This is a genomic window from Burkholderia metallica, from assembly GCF_001718555.1.
GTDB classification, from domain to species: domain Bacteria; phylum Pseudomonadota; class Gammaproteobacteria; order Burkholderiales; family Burkholderiaceae; genus Burkholderia; species Burkholderia metallica.
Map to the genome: position 1 here is coordinate 2,303,134 of NZ_CP013401.1, position 21,030 is coordinate 2,324,163.

Consider the following 21,030-nt stretch of genomic DNA (forward strand, 5'->3'; position numbering starts at 1 on the left):
ATATTTAGCTGCATCAAATCAGGCGACTGCCGAGCGGCGGCCGCCTGACGCTTCAGAAATGGATTAGCCGAGCCAGATCGTTGAACAGCGCGATCGCCGACAATGCGACGATGCAGATCAACCCGGCTCTTTGCAGAATCAGTTGCCAGCGCTCCGAGACGGCTTTCCCGGTCGCGGCTTCAACCGCATAATATAACAGATGCCCCCCGTCCAAAACGGGAATCGGCAACAAGTTCAGGACGCCAAGGCTAATGCTGACAAGGGCGAGGAACGACAGGAACGCCGACGGACCGAGCCGCGCGCTCTTGCCTGCGTAGTCGGCGATCGTCACCGGGCCGGACAGGTTCTTCAGCGACGCGTTACCCGTGATCATGCGCCCGAACATCCGCAGCGAATACACGGAAATGTCCCACGTGCGGTGCACGCCGAGCCGCAGGCTCTCGATCGGCCCGTAACGCACGTCGACGGACGGCATGTTCATCGACAGCGCCGCGCCGATCCGGCCGACCTGCTGCCCCGATTCGTCGTCGCGCTGCATCTGCGGCACGATCGACACCGTCTGCGCGGCGCCATCGCGCTCGATCCGCAGGTCGAGCGGCTTGCCCGCATGGTGCTTCACGAAATCGATGAAACGCGACGCACCTCCGATCGGCGTGCCGTCGAGCGCGACCAGCTTGTCGCCGGCCTTCAGCCCGGCCTGCTCCGCCGCGCTGCTGGGCTGCACCGACGCGACCGACAGCGCGCCGCCGCCGGTCTCGAAGCCCAGATGGGCCATGAAATCGTCGTCGATCTGACTTTCGGTAACTTGGCGGAGGTCGACGCGGAAATCGAACGTCGTATTGCCGTCGCGCGCGCCGAGCACGATCTCGCGATGATCGAACGCGGCTGCCAGCAGCTTCCAGCGCAGGTCCGACCACGAGCGCACCGGTTCGGACTCGCCGCCCTGCGCGTCGCCCACCCGCGCATCGCGGATCGACACGATCGTCTCGCCGCCGTCGAAGCCCGCGCGCGCGGCCACCGTGCCGGCGGCCGGCGGCGCGACGATCGCGGCCGGCTCGGTCACGCCGGTCGCGAATACGGCGGAAAACAGCACGATTGCCAACAGGAAGTTCGCAATCGGCCCGGCCGCAACGATCGCGATGCGCTTGTAGACCGACTGGCGGTTGAACGCCTGACCGAGCTCCTCGGGCGCGATGCCGGGGCCGGGGTCGCGCTCGTCGAGCATTTTCACGTAGCCGCCGAGCGGCAGCGCGGACAGTGTCCACTCGGTGCCCGTCTTGCGGCTGACCCAGCGCGCGACGGGCTGGCCGAAGCCGATCGAGAAACGCAGCACCTTCACGCCGCACCAGCGCGCGACACGATAGTGTCCGTACTCATGCACGACGACCAGCACCCCGATCGCCACCGCAAACGCGATCAGTTCGACCAGCACGTTCATGAGCACTCCATTCAGACAGTGCGCTCCACGCGTGGCGCAGGCGCTTTCGCAATGATCTCGGCGGCGAGGCGGCGCGCCTCGGCATCGGCCGCGAGGACGTCCTCGAGCCCGTCGGGCGCGCGGTTCGGCAGCGTGTTGAGCACCGCGTCGACCGTCGCCGCGATCGCCATGAAGCCGATGCGGCGCTCGAGAAACGCTTCGACCGCCACTTCGTTCGCCGCGTTCAATGCAGCGCTCGCGATGCCGCCTTCCTCGAGCGCCTTCAGTGCGAGCGCGAGGCACGGGAAGCGCGCGTAGTCGGGCTTCTCGAACGACAGTTGAGCGATCTGCGCGAGGTCGAGCTGCTCGACGCCCGCATCGACACGCTCCGGAAACGCGAGCGCGTGCGCGATCGGCGTGCGCATGTCGGGGTTGCCGAGCTGCGCGAGTACCGAGCCGTCACGGTACGACACGAGCGAATGGATCACGCTCTGCGGATGGATCAGCACGTCGATCCGGTCGCCCGGCAGCCCGAAGATCCAGTGCGCCTCGATCACCTCGAGGCCCTTGTTCATCATCGTCGCCGAATCGACCGAAATCTTGCGGCCCATCACCCAGTTCGGGTGCTTGCACGCCTCGTCCGGCGTCACGTCGACGAGCGTCGCCGGTTCGCGCGTGCGGAACGGGCCGCCCGACGCGGTCAGGATGATCTTCGAGATCCCGCCGTGCTCGGCCGCGTCGCGCGGCATGCACTGGAAAATCGCGTTGTGTTCGCTGTCGACCGGCAGCAGGATCGCGCCATGGTCGCGCACGGCGTCCATGAAGATCGCGCCCGACATCACCAGCGCTTCCTTGTTCGCGAGCAGGATGCGCTTGCCGGCACGCGCGGCCGCGAGGCTCGGCGCAAGGCCGGCCGCGCCGACGATCGCCGCGACCACCGTATCGCAGCCGTCGCTCTTCGACACGTCGACGAGCGCTTGCGGCCCGTGCAGCACGGTCGTCCTGCTGCCCGCCGCGCGCAGTTTCGCGTCGACGTGCGCGGCCGTCGCGGCATCGCCGACCACCGCCACTTCGGGCGCAAAGCGCAGGCATTGCTCGATCAGCTTGTCGCCGTTGCGGTGGGCGGTCAGCGCATAGACCGAGAAGCGCTCGGGATGGCGCGCGACCACGTCGAGCGTGCTGTCTCCGATCGAGCCCGTGGAACCGAGCAATGTCAGACGTTTTTGCATAACAGAAGTAGTGGTTTAACCAAGCAGCAGCATCGCGAGCGGCAGCACCGGCAGCAGCGCGTCGACACGGTCGAGCACGCCGCCATGGCCCGGCAGCAGTCCGCTCGAATCCTTCACGCCCGCCTGCCGCTTCAGCAGCGACTCGAACAGGTCGCCGATCACGCTGTACACGACCAGCAGCGTCAGTGCGGCCCACGCGCCGGGCATCCCGTAGCGCGCGGCGAACGCGGAAAACAGGGTCGGCTCGAACGCATGCGCGGCCATCGCGATACCGGCGACGACCATCACCGCGAGCCAGCCGCCGATCGCGCCTTCCCAGCTCTTGCCGGGGCTGATCGTGATGGCCAGTTTACGCTTTCCGAAGGCCTTGCCCGCGAAGTATGCGCCGATATCGGCGAGCCAGACGACCAGAAGCAACGACAGCACGAACGGCACGCCCTGCGCGCGCGCCGACACGAGCGCATGCCAGCAGGCCGCGAAGACCACGAGGCCGGCCGCCAGCAGGAACGGCCGCCAGATGCCGCCCGCGAGTTCGGGCTTGCGCCGCAGCGCGAACGGGCCGACCAGCAGCCAGAACACGCCGGCCGCCACGAAAAGGGGACGGGACGCGGCCGCATCGACGCCGAGCGGCGCCGTTGCCGCGAGCGCCAGCGCCGCGACGACCGCATAGACGACCGGGCCGGCGCCGCCGAGCTTGAGCAGGCGCGCCCATTCCCACGCGGCGAACACGAGCACGACGCCGATCAGCGCGCCGAACGCGGCGAGCGGCGCGAACAGCGTCACCGGCAGCAGCACTGCCAGCATCACGATCGCCGTGATCACACGGGTTTTCAGCATGAAAGGGAGTCGGCGTCCTGCGATTGCGGTTCGAGCTGCGCGCTCGTGCGGCCGAAGCGGCGCTCGCGCTCCGTATACGACGCCAGCGCGTCGGCCAGTGCCGCGCCGTCGAAATCCGGCCAGTATTTGTCGGTGAAATAAAATTCGGCGTACGCGAGCTGCCACAGCAGGAAGTTGCTGACGCGCTGCTCGCCGCCGGTACGGATGAAGAGATCGGGCTCCGGCGCATAGGCCATCGCCAGGTGCGGCGCGAACGCGTCCTCGGTCACTTCGACCTCGCGTCCTTCGCGCACGGCCTGCTCCACGAGCTTCTTCGTCGCTTGCAGGATGTCCCACCGGCCGCCGTAGTTGGCCGCGATGGTGAGCGTGAGACGGGTATTGCGCGCCGTCTTGGTTTCGGCGCGGCGAATCAGTTCGCGGATGCGCGGCTCGAAGCGGTCGAGATCGCCGACGACACGCAGGCGGATCCCGTTCGCATGCAGCTTGCCCACCTCGCGCTCGAGCGCGGTGATGAACAGGCGCATCAGGAACGACACTTCGTCGTTCGGCCGGCGCCAGTTCTCCGAACTGAACGCGAACAGCGTCAGGTATTCGACGCCGGCGCGCGCGCAGCCTTCGACCACCGCCCGCACGGCATCGACGCCGCGGGTATGCCCCGCGACGCGCGGCAAGCGGCGTTCGGTGGCCCAACGGCCGTTGCCGTCCATGATGATCGCGATGTGACGCGGCACGACACCGACGTCAGGCACGCGAACGGTAGAGCTGGTATAGGTCATGGCCGTTGAGACAGTTGCGGGAAGAAGGCGGCGCGCGAGGACGGTCGTCAGACCGTCATGATCTCGGCTTCCTTGGTCTGCACGAGCTTGTCGATTTCGGCGACGTGCTTGTCGGTCAGCTTCTGGACGTCGTCGCTTGCGCGGCGCTCGTCGTCTTCCGAGATTTCCTTGTCCTTCACGAGCTTCTTGAGCGCTTCGTTCGCGTCGCGGCGCAGGTTGCGGATTGCGACCTTGGCCGTTTCGCCTTCGCTCTTCACGACCTTCGTCAGCTCGCGGCGGCGCTCTTCCGTCAGCGCGGGCATCGGCACGCGGATCAGGTCGCCGGCGGTGGCCGGGTTCAGGCCCAGATCGGCTTCGCGGATGGCCTTCTCGACCTTCGCGACCATGTTCTTTTCCCACGGCTGCACGCCGATCGTGCGCGCGTCGACGAGCGTCAGGTTCGCGACCTGCGAGATCGGCACCATCGAGCCGTAGTAGTCGACCTGCACGTGATCGAGCAGACCGGTGTGTGCACGACCCGTACGGATCTTCGCCAGATCGTTCTTGAACGCTTCGATCGAGCGCTGCATCTTCTGCTCGACGCCCTTCTTGGTATCAGCGACACTCATTTCAACCTCCGAACCTTCTAACCTTCAAAGAACGCGGGCCCCGCGCGGCGCATCTTGCGCGCCGCGGCCGATGGCCCGCATCCGCGGGAGTTTACACGTGGACGAGCGTACCTTCGTCCTCGCCCAGCACGATGCGCTTGAGCGCGCCCGGCTTGTTGATCGAAAACACGCGAATCGGCAGCTTCTGGTCGCGGCACAGCGCAAAGGCCGTCGCGTCCATCACCTGCAGGTTGCGGCTGATCGCCTCGTCGAAAGTGATCGTCGTGTAACGCGTGGCCGACGGATCCTTCTTCGGATCGGCAGAATATACGCCATCGACCTTGGTCGCCTTCAGCACGACCTCGGCGCCCACTTCCGAACCGCGCAGCGCGGCGGCGGTGTCCGTCGTGAAGAACGGGTTGCCGGTGCCGGCCGCGAAGATCACGACGCGGCCTTCCTCGAGCTGGCGGATCGCGCGGGGCCGGATGTACGGCTCGACGACCTGGTCCATGCGCAGCGCGGACTGCACGCGCGCCTCGATGCCGGCGTGGCGCATCGCGTCCTGCAGCGCCAGCGCGTTCATCATCGTCGCGAGCATCCCCATGTAGTCCGCCGTCGCGCGGTCCATGCCGGCCGCGCCACCTGCGACACCGCGGAAAATATTACCGCCACCGATCACGACCGCGAGCTGCGTCCCGAGACGCACGACTTCGGCGATATCGGCCACCATCCGTTCGATCGTCGCGCGATTGATGCCGAAGGCATCGTCGCCCATCAGCGCTTCGCCGGAGAGTTTGAGGAGGACGCGTTTATAGGCATTGGACATAGGGGCTTCCGAGCGACGAGAGGATGACAACCACGAACTGTAGGGGCGAAATACTGATTCGGGCAAGCGCCGACGGTCGGACGGGGGTTCCCGGCCGGCCGGCGGCGCCGCCGACCGCGGCGGAGCGGACGCCCGCCGCGGATACTGCCTGACTGCTTACGGCTTACTGCTGCTTTGCTGCTGCGACTTGCGCGGCCACTTCGGCGGCGAAGTCGTCCTGGCGCTTCTCGATGCCTTCGCCGACGACGAACAGCGCGAATTTCTGCACTGCCGCATTCGCCGCCTTCAGCATCTGCTCGATCGTCTGCTTGTCGTTCTTCACGAACGTCTGGTTCAGCAGCGACACTTCCTTCAGGTACTTCTGGACGCTGCCGTCGACCATCTTCGCGACGATTTCGGCCGGCTTGCCCGATTCCGCAGCCTTCTGCTCGGCCACGCGGCGTTCCGTCTCGATCAGTTCCGCCGGCACGTCAGCCGACGACAGCGCGACCGGCTTCATTGCCGCGATGTGCATCGCGACGTCCTTGCCGACCTGCTCGTCCGCACCCGTGTACTCGACGATCACGCCGATACGCGCGCCGTGCAGGTACGTGGCGATCTTGTTCGCGGTTTCGAAACGGACGAAACGGCGGATCGACACGTTCTCGCCGATCTTGCCGATCAGCGCCAGGCGCACCGCGTCGACCGTCGAGCCTTCGAGCGGCAGTGCCGACAGCGCTGCCACGTCGGCCGGGTTCTGCGTCGCGACGAGTTCCGCCACCGTCTTCGAGAATGCGAGGAAGTCGTCGTTCTTCGCGACGAAGTCGGTTTCGCAGTTCAGTTCGACCAGCGCGCCCGCGTTGCCGCCGACGAACGATGCGACGACGCCTTCTGCCGTCACGCGCGATGCCGCCTTGCTCGCCTTGTTGCCGAGCTTGACGCGCAGCAGCTCTTCAGCCTTGGCCAGGTCGCCGTCGGCTTCCGTCAGCGCCTTCTTGCACTCCATCATCGGTGCGTCGGTCTTTGCGCGCAGTTCTGCCACCATGCTTGCGGTAATTGCCGCCATCATTCGCTCCTTGAGTCTGTATTCACAACGCCGCCCGCTTGGACGCGAACGGCCGAGATTCGTTTCCGGACCCGCGCCGATTCGGCGCGATCAGGTCCGGCGCATAAGCTTAAAAAAAGGGGGCCTGTTGAGAGCCCCCTTTTTGCGCCGGCTCGGGGCCAGTTACGCGTTTTCCTCGACGTACTCGTCGTCGCCGCGTGCAGCCTGGACCACTTCGTTGACCGCGTTCGCACGGCCTTCGAGGATCGCGTCGGCCACGCCTTCGGCGTACAGCGCGACTGCCTTGCTCGAGTCGTCGTTACCCGGGATCACGTAATCCACACCTTCCGGCGAGTGGTTCGTATCGACCACGGCGATGACCGGCACGCCCAGCTTGTTCGCTTCCGTCACGGCAATCTTGTGGTAGCCGACGTCGACGACGAAGATCGCGTCCGGAATGCCGCCCATGTCCTTCACGCCGCCGATCGACTTCTGCAGCTTGGCGATTTCGCGTTCGAACAGCAGCGCTTCCTTCTTGCTCATCTTCTCGAGCTCGCCCGCCTCGACTGCCGCTTCCATGTCCTTCAGGCGCTTGATCGATACCTTCAGCGTCTTGAAGTTGGTCATCATGCCGCCGAGCCAGCGTGCGTTGACGTACGGCATGCCTGCGCGCTGCGCTTCCTGGGCGATCGTGTCACGCGACTGACGCTTCGTGCCGACGAACAGGATCGTGCCGCGGTTCGCTGCCAGCTGGCGCACGTACTTCTGTGCGTCCGTGAACATCGGCAGCGTCTTTTCGAGGTTGATGATGTGAATCTTGTTGCGGTGACCGAAAATGAACGGAGCCATCTTCGGGTTCCAGAAGCGCGTCTGGTGACCGAAGTGGACACCCGCTTCCAGCATTTGGCGCATCGTAACTGCCATGTAAATTCTCCACGAGGGTTGGGTCTTAAGCCGGCTGCCGTACCCGCCGCGCGAACCCGCCCGAAAGGGCCCGATTTCACGCGGCCGGCACCCTGGTTGCGCCGGCTTGCGATTCGGCACGCGCAAAACGCCCGTGCCGTAAGCCTGTCACCGCGATGCCGCCCCAAGACGGGGCAAATTCGGCATTTGGATATCGACTTAGCCAAAGAGTATAGCACGCCGATTTGTCCGCTCTCAAGTCGCTCACCACTTTCGCTTGCCGCGCCGCAGCGGGCCGGACAATCCGCGAAAACCCGCACCAGCACCGCCCGGAAGGGCTGCGACGCGTGCGAGAAGGTGCGATAATCCGTCAATTCACCGCATTCCAGGCATACCTCGATGGCTATTACGCTCAAAAACGAACACGATATCGCCGAGATGCGCGTCGCCTGCCGTCTCGCGAGCGAAGTGCTCGACTTCATCACGCCGCACGTCGTCGCGGGCGTCACGACCGCCGAACTCGACCGCCTCTGCCACGAATTCATGGTCAACGAGCAAGGCACGATTCCCGCGCCGCTGAATTACCAGCCGCCCGGCTACCCGCCGTACCCGAAGGCCACCTGCATTTCGGTCAACGACGTGATCTGCCACGGCATTCCCGGCGAGAAGGTGATCAAGAACGGCGATGCGCTGAACATCGACATCACCGTGATCAAGAACGGCTACTTCGGCGACACCAGCCGGATGTTCATCGTCGGCGAAGGCTCGATCCTCGCGAAGCGCCTCGTGCAGACCACCTACGAATGCATGTGGCTCGGCATCGACCAGGTCAAGCCCGGCGCGCACCTCGGCGACATCGGCTATGCGATCCAGAAGCACGCGGAAGCGCAGGGCTACAGCGTCGTGCGCGAATACTGCGGCCACGGCATCGGCACGGTGTTCCACGAGGATCCGCAGGTCGTTCACTACGGCCGCCCGGGCACCGGCATCGAACTGAAGGCCGGGATGATCTTCACGATCGAGCCGATGATCAACGCCGGCAAGCGCGACATCCGCACGATGCCCGACCAGTGGACGGTCAAGACGCGCGACCGCAGCCTGTCCGCGCAGTGGGAGCACACGGTGCTCGTCACCGAAACCGGCTACGAGGTGCTGACGGTGTCGGCCGGCACGCCGGCACGCCCCGTGTTCGCGCAACCGGCCGCCGCGGTCTGAGCGCCGTCGCGCCAGCCCGCCCCCACCCGCACCTGAACGGCCGCCCATGAGCGCTCACGCCGCCCCCTCGCCCGAAGCGCTGTCGCGACGCGCCGAATTCAAGGCCGCCAAGCTCGGCCTGCTCGAGCGCTTTCGCCGCGCGACGAACGTCACGTCGCTGATGCACGCGCTGTCGACACTCACCGACAACGCACTGAAGCGCGTGTGGGACGATTGCGGGCTGCCCGCGACGCTCGCGCTCGTCGCCGTCGGCGGCTACGGGCGCGGCGAGCTCGCGCCCTATTCCGACGTCGACATCCTCGTGCTGCTGCCCGATGCGCACGACCCGGCGCTCGACGCGCGGATCGAGCGCTTCATCGGGATGGCGTGGGATCTCGGCCTCGAAATCGGCAGCAGCGTGCGCACGGTCGAGCAATGCATCGAGGAGGCGTCGCAGGACGTCACCGTGCAGACGTCGCTGCTCGAAGCGCGCCGCATCGTCGGCAGCACCGCGCTGTTCGAACGCTTCACGGTGCGCTATCACGAGGCGCTCGACGCCCGCGCGTTCTTTACCGCGAAGGTGCTCGAGATGCGCCAGCGCCACGCGAAGTTCCAGGACACGCCGTACAGCCTCGAACCGAACGTCAAGGAAAGCCCCGGCGGGCTGCGCGATCTGCAGACGATCCTGTGGATCGCTCGCGCGGCGGGCTTCGGCAGCAGCTGGCGCGAGCTCGACACGCGCGGCCTCATCACCGATCGCGAAGCGCGCGAGCTGCGCCGCAACGAAGACTTCCTGAAGACGCTGCGCGCGCGGCTGCACGTGATCGCCGGGCGCCGCCAGGACATGCTCGTGTTCGACCTGCAGACGCAGGCGGCCGAGAGCTTCGGCTATCAGCCGACCCAGGCCAAGCGCGCGAGCGAGCAGCTGATGCGCCGCTACTACTGGGCCGCGAAAGCCGTCACGCAGTTGGCGACGATCCTGATCCAGAACATCGAGGCGCAGCTCTTCCCCGCGACGAGCGGCATCACGCGCGTGCTGTCGCCCGACCGCTTCGTCGAGAAGCAGGGGATGCTCGAGATCGTCGACGACGGCGTGTTCGAGCGCCACCCCGACGCGATCCTCGAAGCGTTCCTGCTGTACGAGACGACCCGCGGCGTGAAGGGCCTGTCGGCGCGCACGCTGCGCGCGCTGTACAACTCGCGCGAGATCATGAACAACACGTGGCGCCGCGATCCGCAGAACCGCGACACGTTCATGCGGATCCTGCAGCAGCCCGAAGGGATCACGCACGCGTTCCGGCTGATGAACCAGACGAGCGTGCTCGGCCGCTACCTGCTGAATTTTCGCCGCATCGTCGGCCAGATGCAGCACGACCTGTACCACGTGTACACGGTCGATCAGCACATCCTGATGGTGTTGCGCAACCTCCGCCGCTTCGCGGTGGCCGAGCATGCGCACGAATATCCGTTCTGCAGCCAGTTGATCGGCAACTTCGAGCGCCCGTGGGTGCTGTATGTCGCCGCGCTGTTCCACGACATCGCGAAAGGCCGCGGCGGCGACCACTCGACGCTCGGCATGGCCGACGCGCGGCGCTTCTGCCGGGAGCACGGCATCGCCGGCGACGACGCGGCGCTGATCGTGTGGCTCGTCCAGCATCACCTGACGATGAGCCAGGTCGCACAGAAGCAGGACACGAGCGACCCCGAGGTCATCAAGCGCTTCGCCGAAGTCGTCGGCAACGAGCGGTACCTCACCGCGCTGTACCTGCTGACGGTCGCCGATATCCGCGGCACGAGCCCGAAAGTGTGGAACACGTGGAAAGGCAAGCTGCTCGAGGATCTGTACCGCATCACGCTCGCGGTGCTCGGCGGCGCGAATCCCGACGCGCATTCGGAGCTGAAGTCGCGCCAGGAGCAGGCGCTCGCGCTGCTGCGCCTCGAGACCGTGCCCGACGATGCGCACCGCGCGCTGTGGGATCAGCTCGACGTGGGCTTCTTCCTGCGTCACGACGCGGCCGACATCGCGTGGCAGACCCGCGTGCTGTACCGGCACGTGAACGCCGATACCGCGATCGTCCGCGCACGTCCGTCGCCGATCGGCGACGCGCTGCAGGTGCTCGTGTACGTGAAGGATCGCCCCGACCTGTTCGCGGACATCTGCGCATATTTCGACCGCAACGGGCTGTCGGTGCTCGATGCGCGCGTCAGCACCACGCGGCACGGCTATGCGCTCGACAACTTCATCGTCACGCAGACCGAACGTGACGTGCGGTACCGCGACATCGCGAATCTCGTCGAGCAACAGCTCGCGACGCGGCTCGCCGAAACCGCACCGTTGCCGGAGCCGTCCAAGGGCCGCCTGTCGAGGCTGTCCCGGACGTTTCCGATCACGCCGCGCGTCGACCTGCGGGCCGACGAGCGCGGCCAGTACTACATCCTGTCCGTGTCGGCCAACGACCGGCCGGGCCTTCTCTATTCGATCGCGCGCGTACTCGCCGAGCATCGGATCGGCGTGCATGCGGCGCGGATCAATACGCTCGGCGAACGCGTCGAGGACATCTTTCTGCTCGCGGGTGCCGGCCTGTCCGACAACCGCCTGCAGATCCAGCTCGAAACCGAATTGCTGCGTGCGATCGCAGTCTGAATTGAATTCCAGCGTTTATGCGCACCAAATTAACCGTCAAGAATCCGAAGCCGGCGTCGCCGACCCGCGCCCCTGTCCGCTCCGGCAGCCTCGTCGCCCGCAAGGCGGTGCGTCCCGCCGCGCCGCCCGCGGGGGACAAGCCGGCTCGCCCGAAGAAGGCCGCGCCGGCCGCCGCCGGCGAACGCTCGTTCAAGCCGCGCGGCGCTGCCGGCGCCGAGCGCCCGGGCGCGGACCGCGCACCGGCCAAGCGCGCGCCGCGTGACGGCGGTGCCGAACGCGGCACGCGCGCGCCCTATCGCGACAACACCGCGGCCGGTGAAGGTGCAAAGCGCAGTTTCGGTGATCGCCGTCCGTCATCCGACCGGCCGCCGCGCCGTGACGACGATGCGCGTCCGCGCCGTGCAGGCGCCGACGAAGGCAAGCGCCCGTCGTATCGCGACAACGCTTCCGTCGAAGGCGCGAAGCGCAGTTTCGGCGACCGCCGTCCGTCGTCCGATCGCCCGCCGCGCCGTGACGACGATGCGCGTCCGCGCCGTGCAGGCGCCGACGAAGGCAAGCGCCCGTCGTATCGCGACAACGCTTCCGGCGAAGGCGCGAAGCGCAGCTTCGGCGACCGCCGTCCGTCGTCCGATCGCCCGCCGCGCCGGGATGACGATGCGCGGCCGCGCCGCGCAGGCGCCGACGAAGGCAAGCGCCCGTCGTATCGCGACAACGCTTCCGGCGAAGGCGCGAAGCGCAGCTTCGGCGAGCGCCGCACGTCGTCCGATCGCCCGCCGCGCCGTGACGACGATGCGCGTCCGCGCCGTGCAGGCGCCGACGAAGGCAAGCGCCCGTCGTATCGCGACAAGGCAGCGGGCGAAGGTGCGAAACGCAGCTTCGGCGATCGTCCGGCCCGCCCCGCACGCGACGGCGAGCGCCGCTCGTTCGGCGCGGTGAAGACCGCGCAACCGGTCAAGCGCGCCGCGGCCGACGTCGACTACGGCGACGAAACGGGCCTGATGCGCCTGTCGAAACGGATGTCCGAACTCGGCATGTGCTCGCGCCGCGAAGCCGACGAATGGATCGAAAAAGGCTGGGTGCTGGTCGACGGCGAACGCATCGACACGCTCGGCACCAAGGTGCGCGCCGACCAGAAGATCGAAATCGACGAACGCGCGAGCGCCGCGCAGGCCGCGCAAGTGACGATCCTGCTGCACAAGCCGGTCGGCTACGTGTCGGGCCAGGCGGAAGACGGCTACGAGCCGGCGGCCGTGCTGATCACGCGCGCGAACCGCTGGAGCGGCGACCATTCGCCGGTGCGCTTCTCTCCGCAGCACCTGCATGCGCTCGCGCCGGCCGGCCGGCTCGACATCGACTCCACCGGCCTGCTCGTGCTGACGCAGAACGGCGTGATCGCGAAGCAGCTGATCGGCGAGCAGTCGGATATCGACAAGGAGTACCTGGTGCGCGTGCGCTTCGGCGAACGGCTGATCGACATCGACCAGCATTTCCCCGCGGAATCGCTCGCGAAGCTGCGCCACGGCCTCGAGCTCGACGGCGTCCCGCTGAAGCCCGCGATGGTGAGCTGGCAGAACGGCGAACAACTGCGCTTCGTGCTGCGCGAAGGCAAGAAGCGTCAGATCCGCCGCATGTGCGAACTGGTCGGACTCGACGTGATCGGCCTGAAGCGCGTGCGCATGGGCCGCGTGATGCTCGGCGCGCTGCCGCAAGGCCAATGGCGCTATCTGTCGGCCGACGAGACGTTCTGACCGTCGGCACGCCACGTGCGCGCTGCAATGAAAAAGCCCGCTTGCAAGCGGGCTTTTTTTCGTTCTGCGGGCGCCGGACGATCAGTCGTCGTCGGCCGGATCGAGCCCCGGGAACAGCACTTCCGTGAACCCGAAACGCGTGAAGTCGGTGATCCGCATCGGATACAGCTTGCCGATCAGGTGATCGTATTCGTGCTGGACCACCCGTGCGTGAAACCCGTCGGCGACGCGGTCGATCTTCTCGCCGTACTGGTCGAAGCCGCTGTAGCGCACCTTCGCGTAGCGGCTGACGACGCCGCGCATGCCCGGCACCGACAGGCAGCCTTCCCAGCCCTCTTCCATGTCCGGCGGCAGGTACTCGACCTTCGGGTTGATCAGCACCGTCTCGGGCACCGGCGGCGCGTCCGGGTAGCGGTTGTTGTTGCCGAAGCCGAAGATGATGATCTGCAGCCCGATGCCGATCTGCGGCGCGGCCAGCCCGGCGCCGTTCGCATGGTGCATCGTCTCGAACATGTCCGCGACGATCTCGTGCAGTTCGGGGGTATCGAACTGCTCGACCGGCTTGGCGACTTCGAGCAGGCGCGGATCGCCCATCTTCAGGATCTCGCGAATCATGGCGTATTGCCCTCCAGGAGTTGGTGCAGGCCGTCTTCGTCCAGCACGGGGATGCCGAGTTCCTCGGCCTTCGCGAGCTTGCTGCCGGCTTCGGCGCCCGCGACCACGTAATCCGTCTTCTTCGATACCGAACCGGCCACTTTCGCGCCCGCCGCTTCGAGCATTTCCTTCGCCGCGTCGCGCGTGAGATTCGGCAGCGTGCCCGTCAGCACGACCGTCTTGCCGGCCAGCACGCCCTGCGGCGCCTTCGGCGCAGGCGGCCCTTCCGGCCACGTGACCTTGCCCGGCGCACGCAGCTGTTCGATCACGGTGCGGTTGTGCTCTTCCGCGAAGAACTGGTGGATCGACTCGGCGACGATCGGCCCGACGTCGTTGACTTCGAGCAGTTCCTCGATCGACGCGTCCATGATCGGCGTGAGCGAGCCGAAATGCTTCGCGAGATCCTTCGCGGTCGATTCGCCGACGTGACGGATGCCGAGCCCGTAGATGAAGCGTGCAAGCGTCGTGTGCTTCGCCTTCTCGAGCGAGTCGAGCAGATTCTGTGCGGACTTCTCGGCGAAGCGGTCGAGTTCGGCGAGCGTCGCGAAACCGAGATTGAACAGGTCGGCCGGCGTGCGCACGAGATTGAGCTCGACGAGCTGGTCGATGATCTTCTCGCCGAGCCCGTCGATGTCGAGCGCGCGACGCTGCGCGAAATGCCACAGCGCCTGCTTGCGTTGCGCCGGGCAGAACAGGCCGCCCGTGCAGCGCGCGATCGCCTCGTCGGGCAGACGCTCGATCTTCGAGCCGCACACCGGGCATTCGGTCGGCATCACGAATTCGGCCGCCTCGGCCGGGCGCCGGTCGAGCAGCGCGCCGACGACCTCCGGAATCACGTCGCCCGCCCGCCGCACGATCACGGTGTCGCCGATCCGGATGTCCTTGCGGCGCACCTCGTCCTCGTTGTGCAGCGTCGCGTTTGTCACGGTCGCGCCGCCGACGAACACGGGCTCGAGACGCGCGACCGGCGTGATCGCGCCGGTGCGGCCGACCTGCACGTCGATCGCGACGAGCTTCGTCAGCGCTTCCTGCGCCGGGAATTTGTGCGCGAGCGCGAAGCGCGGCGCGCGCGACACGAAGCCGAGGCGCTCCTGCTCGTCGCGCCGGTTGACCTTGTAGACGACGCCGTCGATGTCGTACGGCAGCGATTCGCGCTTCTCGCCGACCTTGCGGAAGAAGTCGAGCAAGCCTTCGGCACCGCGCACGACCGCACGCTCGCGGTTAACCGGCAGGCCGAACGACTCGTACCAGTCGAGCAGCGCGCTATGCGTGTCGGGCATCGGCATCCCGTCGAGCACGCCGATCCCGTACGCGAAGAACGACAGCGGGCGCTGCGCGGTGATCCTCGAGTCGAGCTGGCGCAGGCTGCCGGCGGCCGCGTTGCGCGGGTTCGCGAATTCGCGCTGCTCGGCCGCGCGCTGGCGTTCGTTCAGGCGTGCGAAATCGCGCTTGAACATCAGCACCTCGCCGCGCACGTCGAGCACGGCCGGCACGTGCTTGCCCTTCAGCTTCAGCGGAATCGAGCGGATCGTGCGTACGTTCTCGGTCACGTCCTCGCCCGTCGTCCCGTCGCCGCGCGTGGACGCCTGCACGAACACGCCCTGCTCGTAGCGCAGCGAGATCGCGAGGCCGTCGAACTTCAGTTCGCACGCATATTCGACGGGCTCCGTCACCGAGCCGGCGAGATCGGTGGCCTTGTCGAGCGCGTCGGCGACGCGCTTGTCGAATGCGACGATATCTTCGTCGGCGAAGCCGTTGTTCAGCGACAGCATCGGCGCGTCGTGGACGACCGGCGTGAAACCGCCGGCCGCTTCGCCGCCGACGCGCTGCGTCGGCGAATCGGGCGTCACGAGTTCGGGATGGTCGGCTTCGAGTTGCTGCAGCTCGCGAAACAGCCGGTCGTATTCGGCGTCGGGCAGATCCGGCTGGTCGAGTACGTAATAGGCGTAGTTCGCCCGCTCGAGTTGGTCGCGCAGCCACGCGGCGCGCGCGTCGGGCTGGCTGGCTGGCGGTTCGGCTTGGGTTCGGGCCATGCTGGCGGCAGAGTCGTTCTGAAAAATCGGAATTCCGATTATCTCAGTTTGACGCCGCAAGCGGGGGCGCGCGATGCGTGCCGCGCGGGCTCGCTGCGGCGCACACAAGCGCGGTGCATTGCAGCGACGGGCGACGGCGCCGAAGGCCGCCGCCCGCCGGGCACGCGTTACTGGCTGAAGAGGCGGCGCGTGACCGGCGAACCGGCCGGAATGCCGGCTTCCTCGAGCTTCGCGTACAGCTTCATCAGTTGCTGATCGATCGCGACCAGCGTCGATTCCGGCAGCGGCCGGCGCGAATCGTCGACGACCCGCGCACCGATCCGCTCGGACAGCGACTTCGCGTAGTCGCACATCAGCCGGAACGGCAGGATGTCCTCTTCGGCGACCGGCACGTCGAGCACCAGCGTGATCATGTTGCCGCCCTTGTAGGTCAGGTCGTCGCGCAGGAAGTTCGTGTCGCCGAACTGCAGCATGAACACGGGGTTCTGCTTCGCATCGAGCTTCACGAAGCGCGTGCCGTCGCGCGACAGCAGCAGCCCGTCCTGCGACGCGACGGCCTGCACGTAGTTCGCCGACCACGGCGCGCCGTCCGACATCACGTTGATCGACAGTTGCGCGTCGCACTGCGCGGCGAAGCCGTCGAGCTCGCGCGCCATCGCGACCGTTTCCATCATGTCCGGGAATTCCGGCGCGCCGTCGATCGCATCGGCGAACTGCTGGACGCCCGTAACGAACTCGGAGAATTCGAGTTCGTTCAGCGCGCCGCTGCGGTTCGCGAGCTGCGCGGCCGCGCGCAGTTCCTCGTAACGCACGCCGTTCTGCAGCAGCTCCCACTGGCCGCCTTCCGGCTTGCCTTCGATATGCACGGGCTTGCTGCCCGCGCGGCGCAGCCGCTGCGCGAACGGCAGGATCTTGTCGCCCGGCAGCGGCCCGGCGAGGCGGATCGGCACGATGCAGTCGATCCGGCGGTCGACGATCGCGGGCGGCGCCGACGAGATCGTCGTCGCGGCCGGCAGGACGGGTTCGACCGGCTCGTCCGCCGCAGCGGGCGCTTCGTGCGCGGCAGCCGGCACGGCGCCTTCGCCGGCCGCAGGCTCGACCGGTTCGGCCGGCGTGTCGACGCCGGTCGCCTCGGCCTGCAGATCGGCCGGCATGTCGGCCGGGGCCACGCCACCCGACGCCGCGCCGCCGAAGGTCGGTTCGACGCGTGCCGCTTCGGTCGGCGCGGCGACTGCCGCCGCGGGCTCGCGCCGCACCGGCTGACGCACCGGCTCGATGAACGGCAGTTCTTCGTCCCGTTCGGGGCGATTCATCGCCTCGGCCGCTTCCTCCGGCATCGGGCGCGGGATCCTGCGCCGCACCTTCGCGCCCTGCCATGCGTTGTAGACCACGACGCCGCCCACCACGACGGCGCCCGCGCCGATCAAACCGAGTGTCAACTCGTCCATGCACGCTCCATCAGCAATTCTTGTTCGTCGGACCTGCGAACGGGCGCCCATGCGCCGCGCGAACGCGGTCCGGTTTCGTCAAACGTCAATTCTGGGCAAAACCCGCGGCGGTTTCCATGTCCACCGCGACGATCCGCGACACGCCCTGCTCCTGCATCGTCACGCCGATCAGTTGCTGCGCCATTTCCATCGCGATCTTGTTGTGCGAGATGAACAGGAACTGCGTCTTGTCGGACATCGCGCGCACGAGATTCGCGAAACGCTCGGTGTTCGCATCGTCGAGCGGCGCGTCGACCTCGTCCAGCAGACAGAACGGCGCCGGGTTCAGCTGGAACATCGCGAACACCAGCGCGGTGGCGGTCAGCGCCTTCTCGCCGCCCGACAGCAGGTGAATCGTCGCGTTCTTCTTGCCTGGCGGCTGCGCCATCACCTGCACGCCGGCATCGAGAATTTCGTCGCCGGTCATGATCAGCTTCGCCTGGCCGCCGCCGAACAGGCGCGGGAACAGGTCGCTGAAGTGACGGTTGACCTCGTCGAAGGTGCCCTGCAGCAGCGTGCGGGTTTCCTGGTCGATCTTGTGGATCGCGTCTTCGAGCGTCGTGATCGCGTCGACCAGGTCGGCGGACTGCGCGTCGAGGAACACCTTGCGCTCGCTCGCGGCCTTCAGCTCGTCGAGCGCGGCCATGTTCACCGGGCCGAGCGCGTTGATCGCGTTGTTCAGCCGCGTGACCTCGCCCTGCAGGTACGACGGTTTCAGGTCCGGCGTGAGCTTCTCGCGCAGCGCTTCCTCGTCGACCTCGGCCGCCGTCAGTTGCTCGGCGAACTGCTCGACCGCCAGGCGCGCGGCCTGCTCCTTCAGCTGCAGTTCGGTGATGCGGTCGCGCAGCGGCTGCAGCGAGCGCTCGGCGACGAGCCGCTGCTCGTCCGACGCGCGCAGCTTCGCGGTCAGGTCGTCGAGTTCGATCCGCGCGGCCTGCAGCGCCTCTTCCTTCACCGCGCGAATCTCGAGCGCATCCTGCAGGCCCGTGTGCGCGGTCTGCTCGTTGATCGTCTCGAGTTCGGCGCGCGCGTCTTCCAGCGACGCGGCAACGCGCTCGCTCTGCTCGTGCGCGACCTGGATGCTGCGCTTGAGCTCGTCGATTCGGGTGACCGCGTTGCGCGCGGCGAAGCGCGCATCGTTCGCGCCGCGCTCGAGGTCGCGCGCTTCCTGGCGCGCCTGCGTCAGCGATTCGTCGAGCGCCTCGAACGCGAGCTGGTTGTCTTCGTAGCGCGCCTGCAGTTCCGCGAGTTCGCCGTCGAAACGCTCGAAATTCGCTTCCGACTCCGCGCGCAGCGCGCGCTGTTCTTCGATCTGCGCGCCGATTTCCTCGAGTTCCTCGCGGATCTGCGTGCTGCGCTGCGTGTAGCGTTCGTGCGCCTGCGCGAGTTTCAGCACATCCATCTGCAGCGCGTGCACGCGTTGCGTCGCACGCTCGGCTTGCGCACGCACGTCGCCGAGCGCCTGCGCGGCCTGCGTGTGCGCCGCTTCCGCGCGCACGGCGGCCGTGCGCGCCTCGTCGGCGAGCAGCGCCTGCGCGCGCACCTGGCGCGTCAGGTTTTCGATTTCCTGCTGGCGGGCCAGCATCCCGGCCTGCTCCGAATCGGCCGCATAAAGCTGCACGCCGACCCGCGTGACGATATGGCCGGCCTTCACGACGAACGCGCCGCCTGCCGGCAGCTGCGTGCGCGTGGCGAGCGCCTGCGCGACGTCGTCGGCCACGTAGACGTTGCCGAGCCAGTCGTTCAGCACCGCGCGGATGCCCGCATCGTCGATACGCACGAGCGACAGCACCGGACGCAGGCCGGCCGCGGCCGCAGGCGGCTCGCCGGCCGCGGGCGGCGCATAGAACGCGAGCTTCGCGGGCGGCGCGTCGGTCGCAAACGCCTTCACCCAGTCGAGATTCGATACTTCGAGCGCGGCGAGGCGCTCACGCAGCACGGCTTCGAGCGCGGCTTCCCAACCCGCTTCGACGTGCAGCTTCTTCCACAGCCGCGGCAGCGCACCGAGCTCGTGCCTGTCGAGCCACGGCTGGATCTTGCCTTCGGTCTGCACGTTTTCCTGCAACTGCTTGAGCGCGGCGAGACGCGCCTCGAGCTGGTGGATCTGTGCGGCCTCGGCCTGCACGCGCTCGTGCGCGGCACGGCGCTCGCCGTCGAGGCGCGGCACCGTTTCCTGCGCGTCGGCCACGCGCGCCTGCGCTTCGGCGAGGATCTCTTCCTGCTCGGCGAGCTGCATGCGCAACTCTTCGAGCTGGGCTTCGTCCGGCGCGTCGAGCCCGCCCGCTTCGCTCTTCAGGCGCTCATGGCGCTGCTGAAGCTGCTGAAGCTGCTGGTCGGCGTTGCGCTGGTGCGCGGCTTCGAGCTTCAGCGACTGTTCGGTCTGCGCGATCCGCGCGCGCTCGTCGTTGAGCTGCGCCTGCGCATCGCGCCACTTCGCTTCGAGCGCCGGCAGCGCGTCGTGCTTCGCGGCCGCGTTGTCTTCGGCGAGCGCGGCCTTCTCGTCGGCCATCGCGCGCGCTTCCTCGGCTTCCTCGAGTTCGTCCTGCGCCTTCTCGGCCTGCGCGCGCCATTGTTCGCGCTGCGCGTTCAGCGCGGCGATCTGCGCCTGCACGCGGTTGCGCGATTCGACGATGAACTTGATCTCGGCCTCGAGGCGGCTCACCTCGGCGTTCGCCTCGTAGAGCGCACCCTGCGCGCCCTGCATCGCGTCGCTCGCCGCGTAGTGCGCCACGCGCAGCGTTTCGAGCTGCGCCTCGACCTCGCGCAGCCTGGCCGTCTGCGCGTCGAGGTCGATCTGCGCCTGTTCGATCGCGCGCTGCTGCTTCTGCTGTTCGCCGGCGGCCTCGTTCTTGCGCAGCAGCCACAGCAGGCGCTGCTTCTCCTCGCCGTCGGCGACGAGTTCCTTGTACCTGGTCGCGACGACCGCCTGCGCCTCGAGCTTCTCGAGGTTCGCGGTCAGCTCGCGGACGATGTCCTCGACGCGCGTCAGGTTCTCGCGCGTGTCGTGCAGGCGGTTCTCGGTTTCGCGGCGGCGTTCCTTGTACTTCGATACGCCGGCGGCTTCCTCGAGGAACACGCGCAGCTCTTCCGGCTTCGCCTCGATGATCCGCGCGATCATGCCCTGCCCGATGATCGCGTACGCACGCGGGCCGAGGCCCGTGCCGAGGAAGATGTCCTGGATGTCGCGGCGGCGCGCCGGCAGGTTGTTGATGTAGTAACTCGACGTGCCGTCGCGCGTGAGCACGCGCTTCACGGCGATCTCGCCGTACTGGCCCCACTGGCCGGCCGCGCGGCCGTCGGAGTTGTCGAAGATCAGCTCGACGCTGGCCCGGCTGCCGGGCTTGCGGGCGGTCGAGCCGTTGAAGATGACGTCCTGCATCGACTCGCCGCGCAGTTCGGACGCGCGCGACTCGCCGAGCACCCAGCGCACGGCGTCGATGATGTTGGACTTGCCGCACCCGTTCGGGCCCACCACGCCGACAAGCTGGCCCGGAACCTGGAAATGCGTGGGATCGACGAAGGATTTGAAGCCAGCGAGTTTGATCGAGCTCAGACGCACGGCGGTATCGGATGTGAAGAAGGTGTGAAACGGACGGAGCCGCACCGCGCGAGGCCGGAAGGCCCCTGCGCGCGACGCGCTCCGGAATTCAAAAGCGGGGCCGCGCGCATTC

The 21,030-nt window shown here is 67.5% G+C and carries 15 protein-coding genes; 3 read left to right on the forward strand and 12 right to left on the reverse strand.

Annotated elements, in window-relative coordinates:
* Positions 1–52 precede the first annotated feature (52 nt).
* From rseP to rpsB, 8 genes are all read right to left on the reverse strand, one after another.
* The gene (gene rseP / locus WJ16_RS10345) at positions 53–1,438 is read right to left on the reverse strand and encodes an RIP metalloprotease RseP (RefSeq protein ID WP_069256980.1); all 1,386 of its coding nucleotides are present in this window, start codon (positions 1,436–1,438) and stop codon (positions 53–55) included.
* An 11-nt stretch (positions 1,439–1,449) separates the two neighbouring features.
* Positions 1,450–2,646 carry a 1-deoxy-D-xylulose-5-phosphate reductoisomerase gene (locus tag WJ16_RS10350; protein ID WP_069256981.1) on the reverse strand — a complete coding sequence of 399 codons (1,197 nt, stop codon included), beginning with the start codon at positions 2,644–2,646 and terminating at the stop codon, positions 1,450–1,452.
* Between the two features lie 15 nt (positions 2,647–2,661).
* Complete coding sequence (locus tag WJ16_RS10355) at positions 2,662–3,483, reverse strand: phosphatidate cytidylyltransferase (RefSeq protein WP_069256982.1); 822 nt, start codon at positions 3,481–3,483, stop codon at positions 2,662–2,664.
* Positions 3,477–4,259, reverse strand: a complete 783-nt coding sequence (gene uppS / locus WJ16_RS10360) for a polyprenyl diphosphate synthase (protein ID WP_069256983.1) — start codon at positions 4,257–4,259, stop codon at positions 3,477–3,479. The genes WJ16_RS10355 and uppS overlap by 7 nt, the downstream gene beginning before the upstream one ends.
* Positions 4,260–4,306: 47 nt before the next feature.
* On the reverse strand, positions 4,307–4,867 hold the full coding sequence (frr, locus tag WJ16_RS10365) for a ribosome recycling factor (protein WP_021159105.1): 561 nt from the start codon (positions 4,865–4,867) through the stop codon (positions 4,307–4,309).
* Positions 4,868–4,958: 91 nt separating this feature from the next.
* Positions 4,959–5,672, reverse strand: a complete 714-nt coding sequence (gene pyrH / locus WJ16_RS10370) for a UMP kinase (protein ID WP_011352459.1) — start codon at positions 5,670–5,672, stop codon at positions 4,959–4,961.
* A gap of 163 nt (positions 5,673–5,835) precedes the next feature.
* The gene (gene tsf / locus WJ16_RS10375; RefSeq protein ID WP_059464426.1) at positions 5,836–6,717 is read right to left on the reverse strand and encodes a translation elongation factor Ts; all 882 of its coding nucleotides are present in this window, start codon (positions 6,715–6,717) and stop codon (positions 5,836–5,838) included.
* A 162-nt stretch (positions 6,718–6,879) separates the two neighbouring features.
* The gene (gene rpsB, locus WJ16_RS10380) at positions 6,880–7,620 is read right to left on the reverse strand and encodes a 30S ribosomal protein S2 (RefSeq protein ID WP_006483818.1); all 741 of its coding nucleotides are present in this window, start codon (positions 7,618–7,620) and stop codon (positions 6,880–6,882) included.
* Between the two features lie 378 nt (positions 7,621–7,998).
* On the opposite strand from rpsB, the gene map reads away from it, so the two are divergent.
* From map to WJ16_RS33105, 3 genes are read left to right on the forward strand one after another with little or no spacing between them, the layout of a single operon-like run.
* Positions 7,999–8,814, forward strand: coding sequence for a type I methionyl aminopeptidase (gene map, locus WJ16_RS10385; protein ID WP_069256984.1), 816 nt, complete (start codon positions 7,999–8,001; stop codon positions 8,812–8,814).
* 46 nt (positions 8,815–8,860) lie between these two features.
* Positions 8,861–11,437, forward strand: a complete 2,577-nt coding sequence (locus WJ16_RS10390; RefSeq protein ID WP_069256985.1) for a [protein-PII] uridylyltransferase — start codon at positions 8,861–8,863, stop codon at positions 11,435–11,437.
* Positions 11,438–11,454: 17 nt separating this feature from the next.
* A complete protein-coding gene (locus WJ16_RS33105; RefSeq protein WP_076605909.1) occupies positions 11,455–13,185 on the forward strand; it encodes a pseudouridine synthase in 1,731 nt (576 codons plus the stop codon).
* A gap of 81 nt (positions 13,186–13,266) precedes the next feature.
* Here the strand turns inward: WJ16_RS33105 and def are convergent, their stop codons facing one another.
* The 4 genes from def to smc all read right to left on the reverse strand — a co-directional run bounded on the left by def (position 13,267) and on the right by smc (position 20,918).
* On the reverse strand, positions 13,267–13,800 hold the full coding sequence (gene def, locus WJ16_RS10400; protein ID WP_069256986.1) for a peptide deformylase: 534 nt from the start codon (positions 13,798–13,800) through the stop codon (positions 13,267–13,269).
* The gene (ligA, locus tag WJ16_RS10405; RefSeq protein WP_069256987.1) at positions 13,797–15,872 is read right to left on the reverse strand and encodes an NAD-dependent DNA ligase LigA; all 2,076 of its coding nucleotides are present in this window, start codon (positions 15,870–15,872) and stop codon (positions 13,797–13,799) included. Before ligA ends, def begins: the two co-directional genes overlap by 4 nt.
* 167 nt (positions 15,873–16,039) lie before the next feature.
* Entirely contained in the window at positions 16,040–17,320 is a 1,281-nt protein-coding gene (locus WJ16_RS10410; RefSeq protein WP_069256988.1) for a cell division protein ZipA C-terminal FtsZ-binding domain-containing protein, read from the reverse strand.
* Between the two features lie 85 nt (positions 17,321–17,405).
* Positions 17,406–20,918 carry a chromosome segregation protein SMC gene (smc, locus tag WJ16_RS10415; RefSeq protein WP_069258028.1) on the reverse strand — a complete coding sequence of 1,171 codons (3,513 nt, stop codon included), beginning with the start codon at positions 20,916–20,918 and terminating at the stop codon, positions 17,406–17,408.
* Positions 20,919–21,030 lie beyond the last annotated feature (112 nt).

Excerpts from the sequence above, each read along its gene's own strand:
- rseP (WP_069256980.1), bottom strand. The coding sequence starts at position 1,438 with ATGAACGTGCTGGTCGAACTGATCGCGTTTGCGGTGGCGATCGGGGTG.
- WJ16_RS10350 (WP_069256981.1), bottom strand. The coding sequence starts at position 2,646 with ATGCAAAAACGTCTGACATTGCTCGGTTCCACGGGCTCGATCGGAGAC.
- WJ16_RS10355 (WP_069256982.1), bottom strand. The coding sequence starts at position 3,483 with ATGCTGAAAACCCGTGTGATCACGGCGATCGTGATGCTGGCAGTGCTG.
- uppS (WP_069256983.1), bottom strand. The coding sequence starts at position 4,259 with ATGACCTATACCAGCTCTACCGTTCGCGTGCCTGACGTCGGTGTCGTG.
- frr (WP_021159105.1), bottom strand. The coding sequence starts at position 4,867 with ATGAGTGTCGCTGATACCAAGAAGGGCGTCGAGCAGAAGATGCAGCGC.
- pyrH (WP_011352459.1), bottom strand. The coding sequence starts at position 5,672 with ATGTCCAATGCCTATAAACGCGTCCTCCTCAAACTCTCCGGCGAAGCG.
- tsf (WP_059464426.1), bottom strand. The coding sequence starts at position 6,717 with ATGGCGGCAATTACCGCAAGCATGGTGGCAGAACTGCGCGCAAAGACC.
- rpsB (WP_006483818.1), bottom strand. The coding sequence starts at position 7,620 with ATGGCAGTTACGATGCGCCAAATGCTGGAAGCGGGTGTCCACTTCGGT.
- map (WP_069256984.1), top strand. The coding sequence starts at position 7,999 with ATGGCTATTACGCTCAAAAACGAACACGATATCGCCGAGATGCGCGTC.
- WJ16_RS10390 (WP_069256985.1), top strand. The coding sequence starts at position 8,861 with ATGAGCGCTCACGCCGCCCCCTCGCCCGAAGCGCTGTCGCGACGCGCC.
- WJ16_RS33105 (WP_076605909.1), top strand. The coding sequence starts at position 11,455 with ATGCGCACCAAATTAACCGTCAAGAATCCGAAGCCGGCGTCGCCGACC.
- def (WP_069256986.1), bottom strand. The coding sequence starts at position 13,800 with ATGATTCGCGAGATCCTGAAGATGGGCGATCCGCGCCTGCTCGAAGTC.
- ligA (WP_069256987.1), bottom strand. The coding sequence starts at position 15,872 with ATGGCCCGAACCCAAGCCGAACCGCCAGCCAGCCAGCCCGACGCGCGC.
- WJ16_RS10410 (WP_069256988.1), bottom strand. The coding sequence starts at position 17,320 with ATGGACGAGTTGACACTCGGTTTGATCGGCGCGGGCGCCGTCGTGGTG.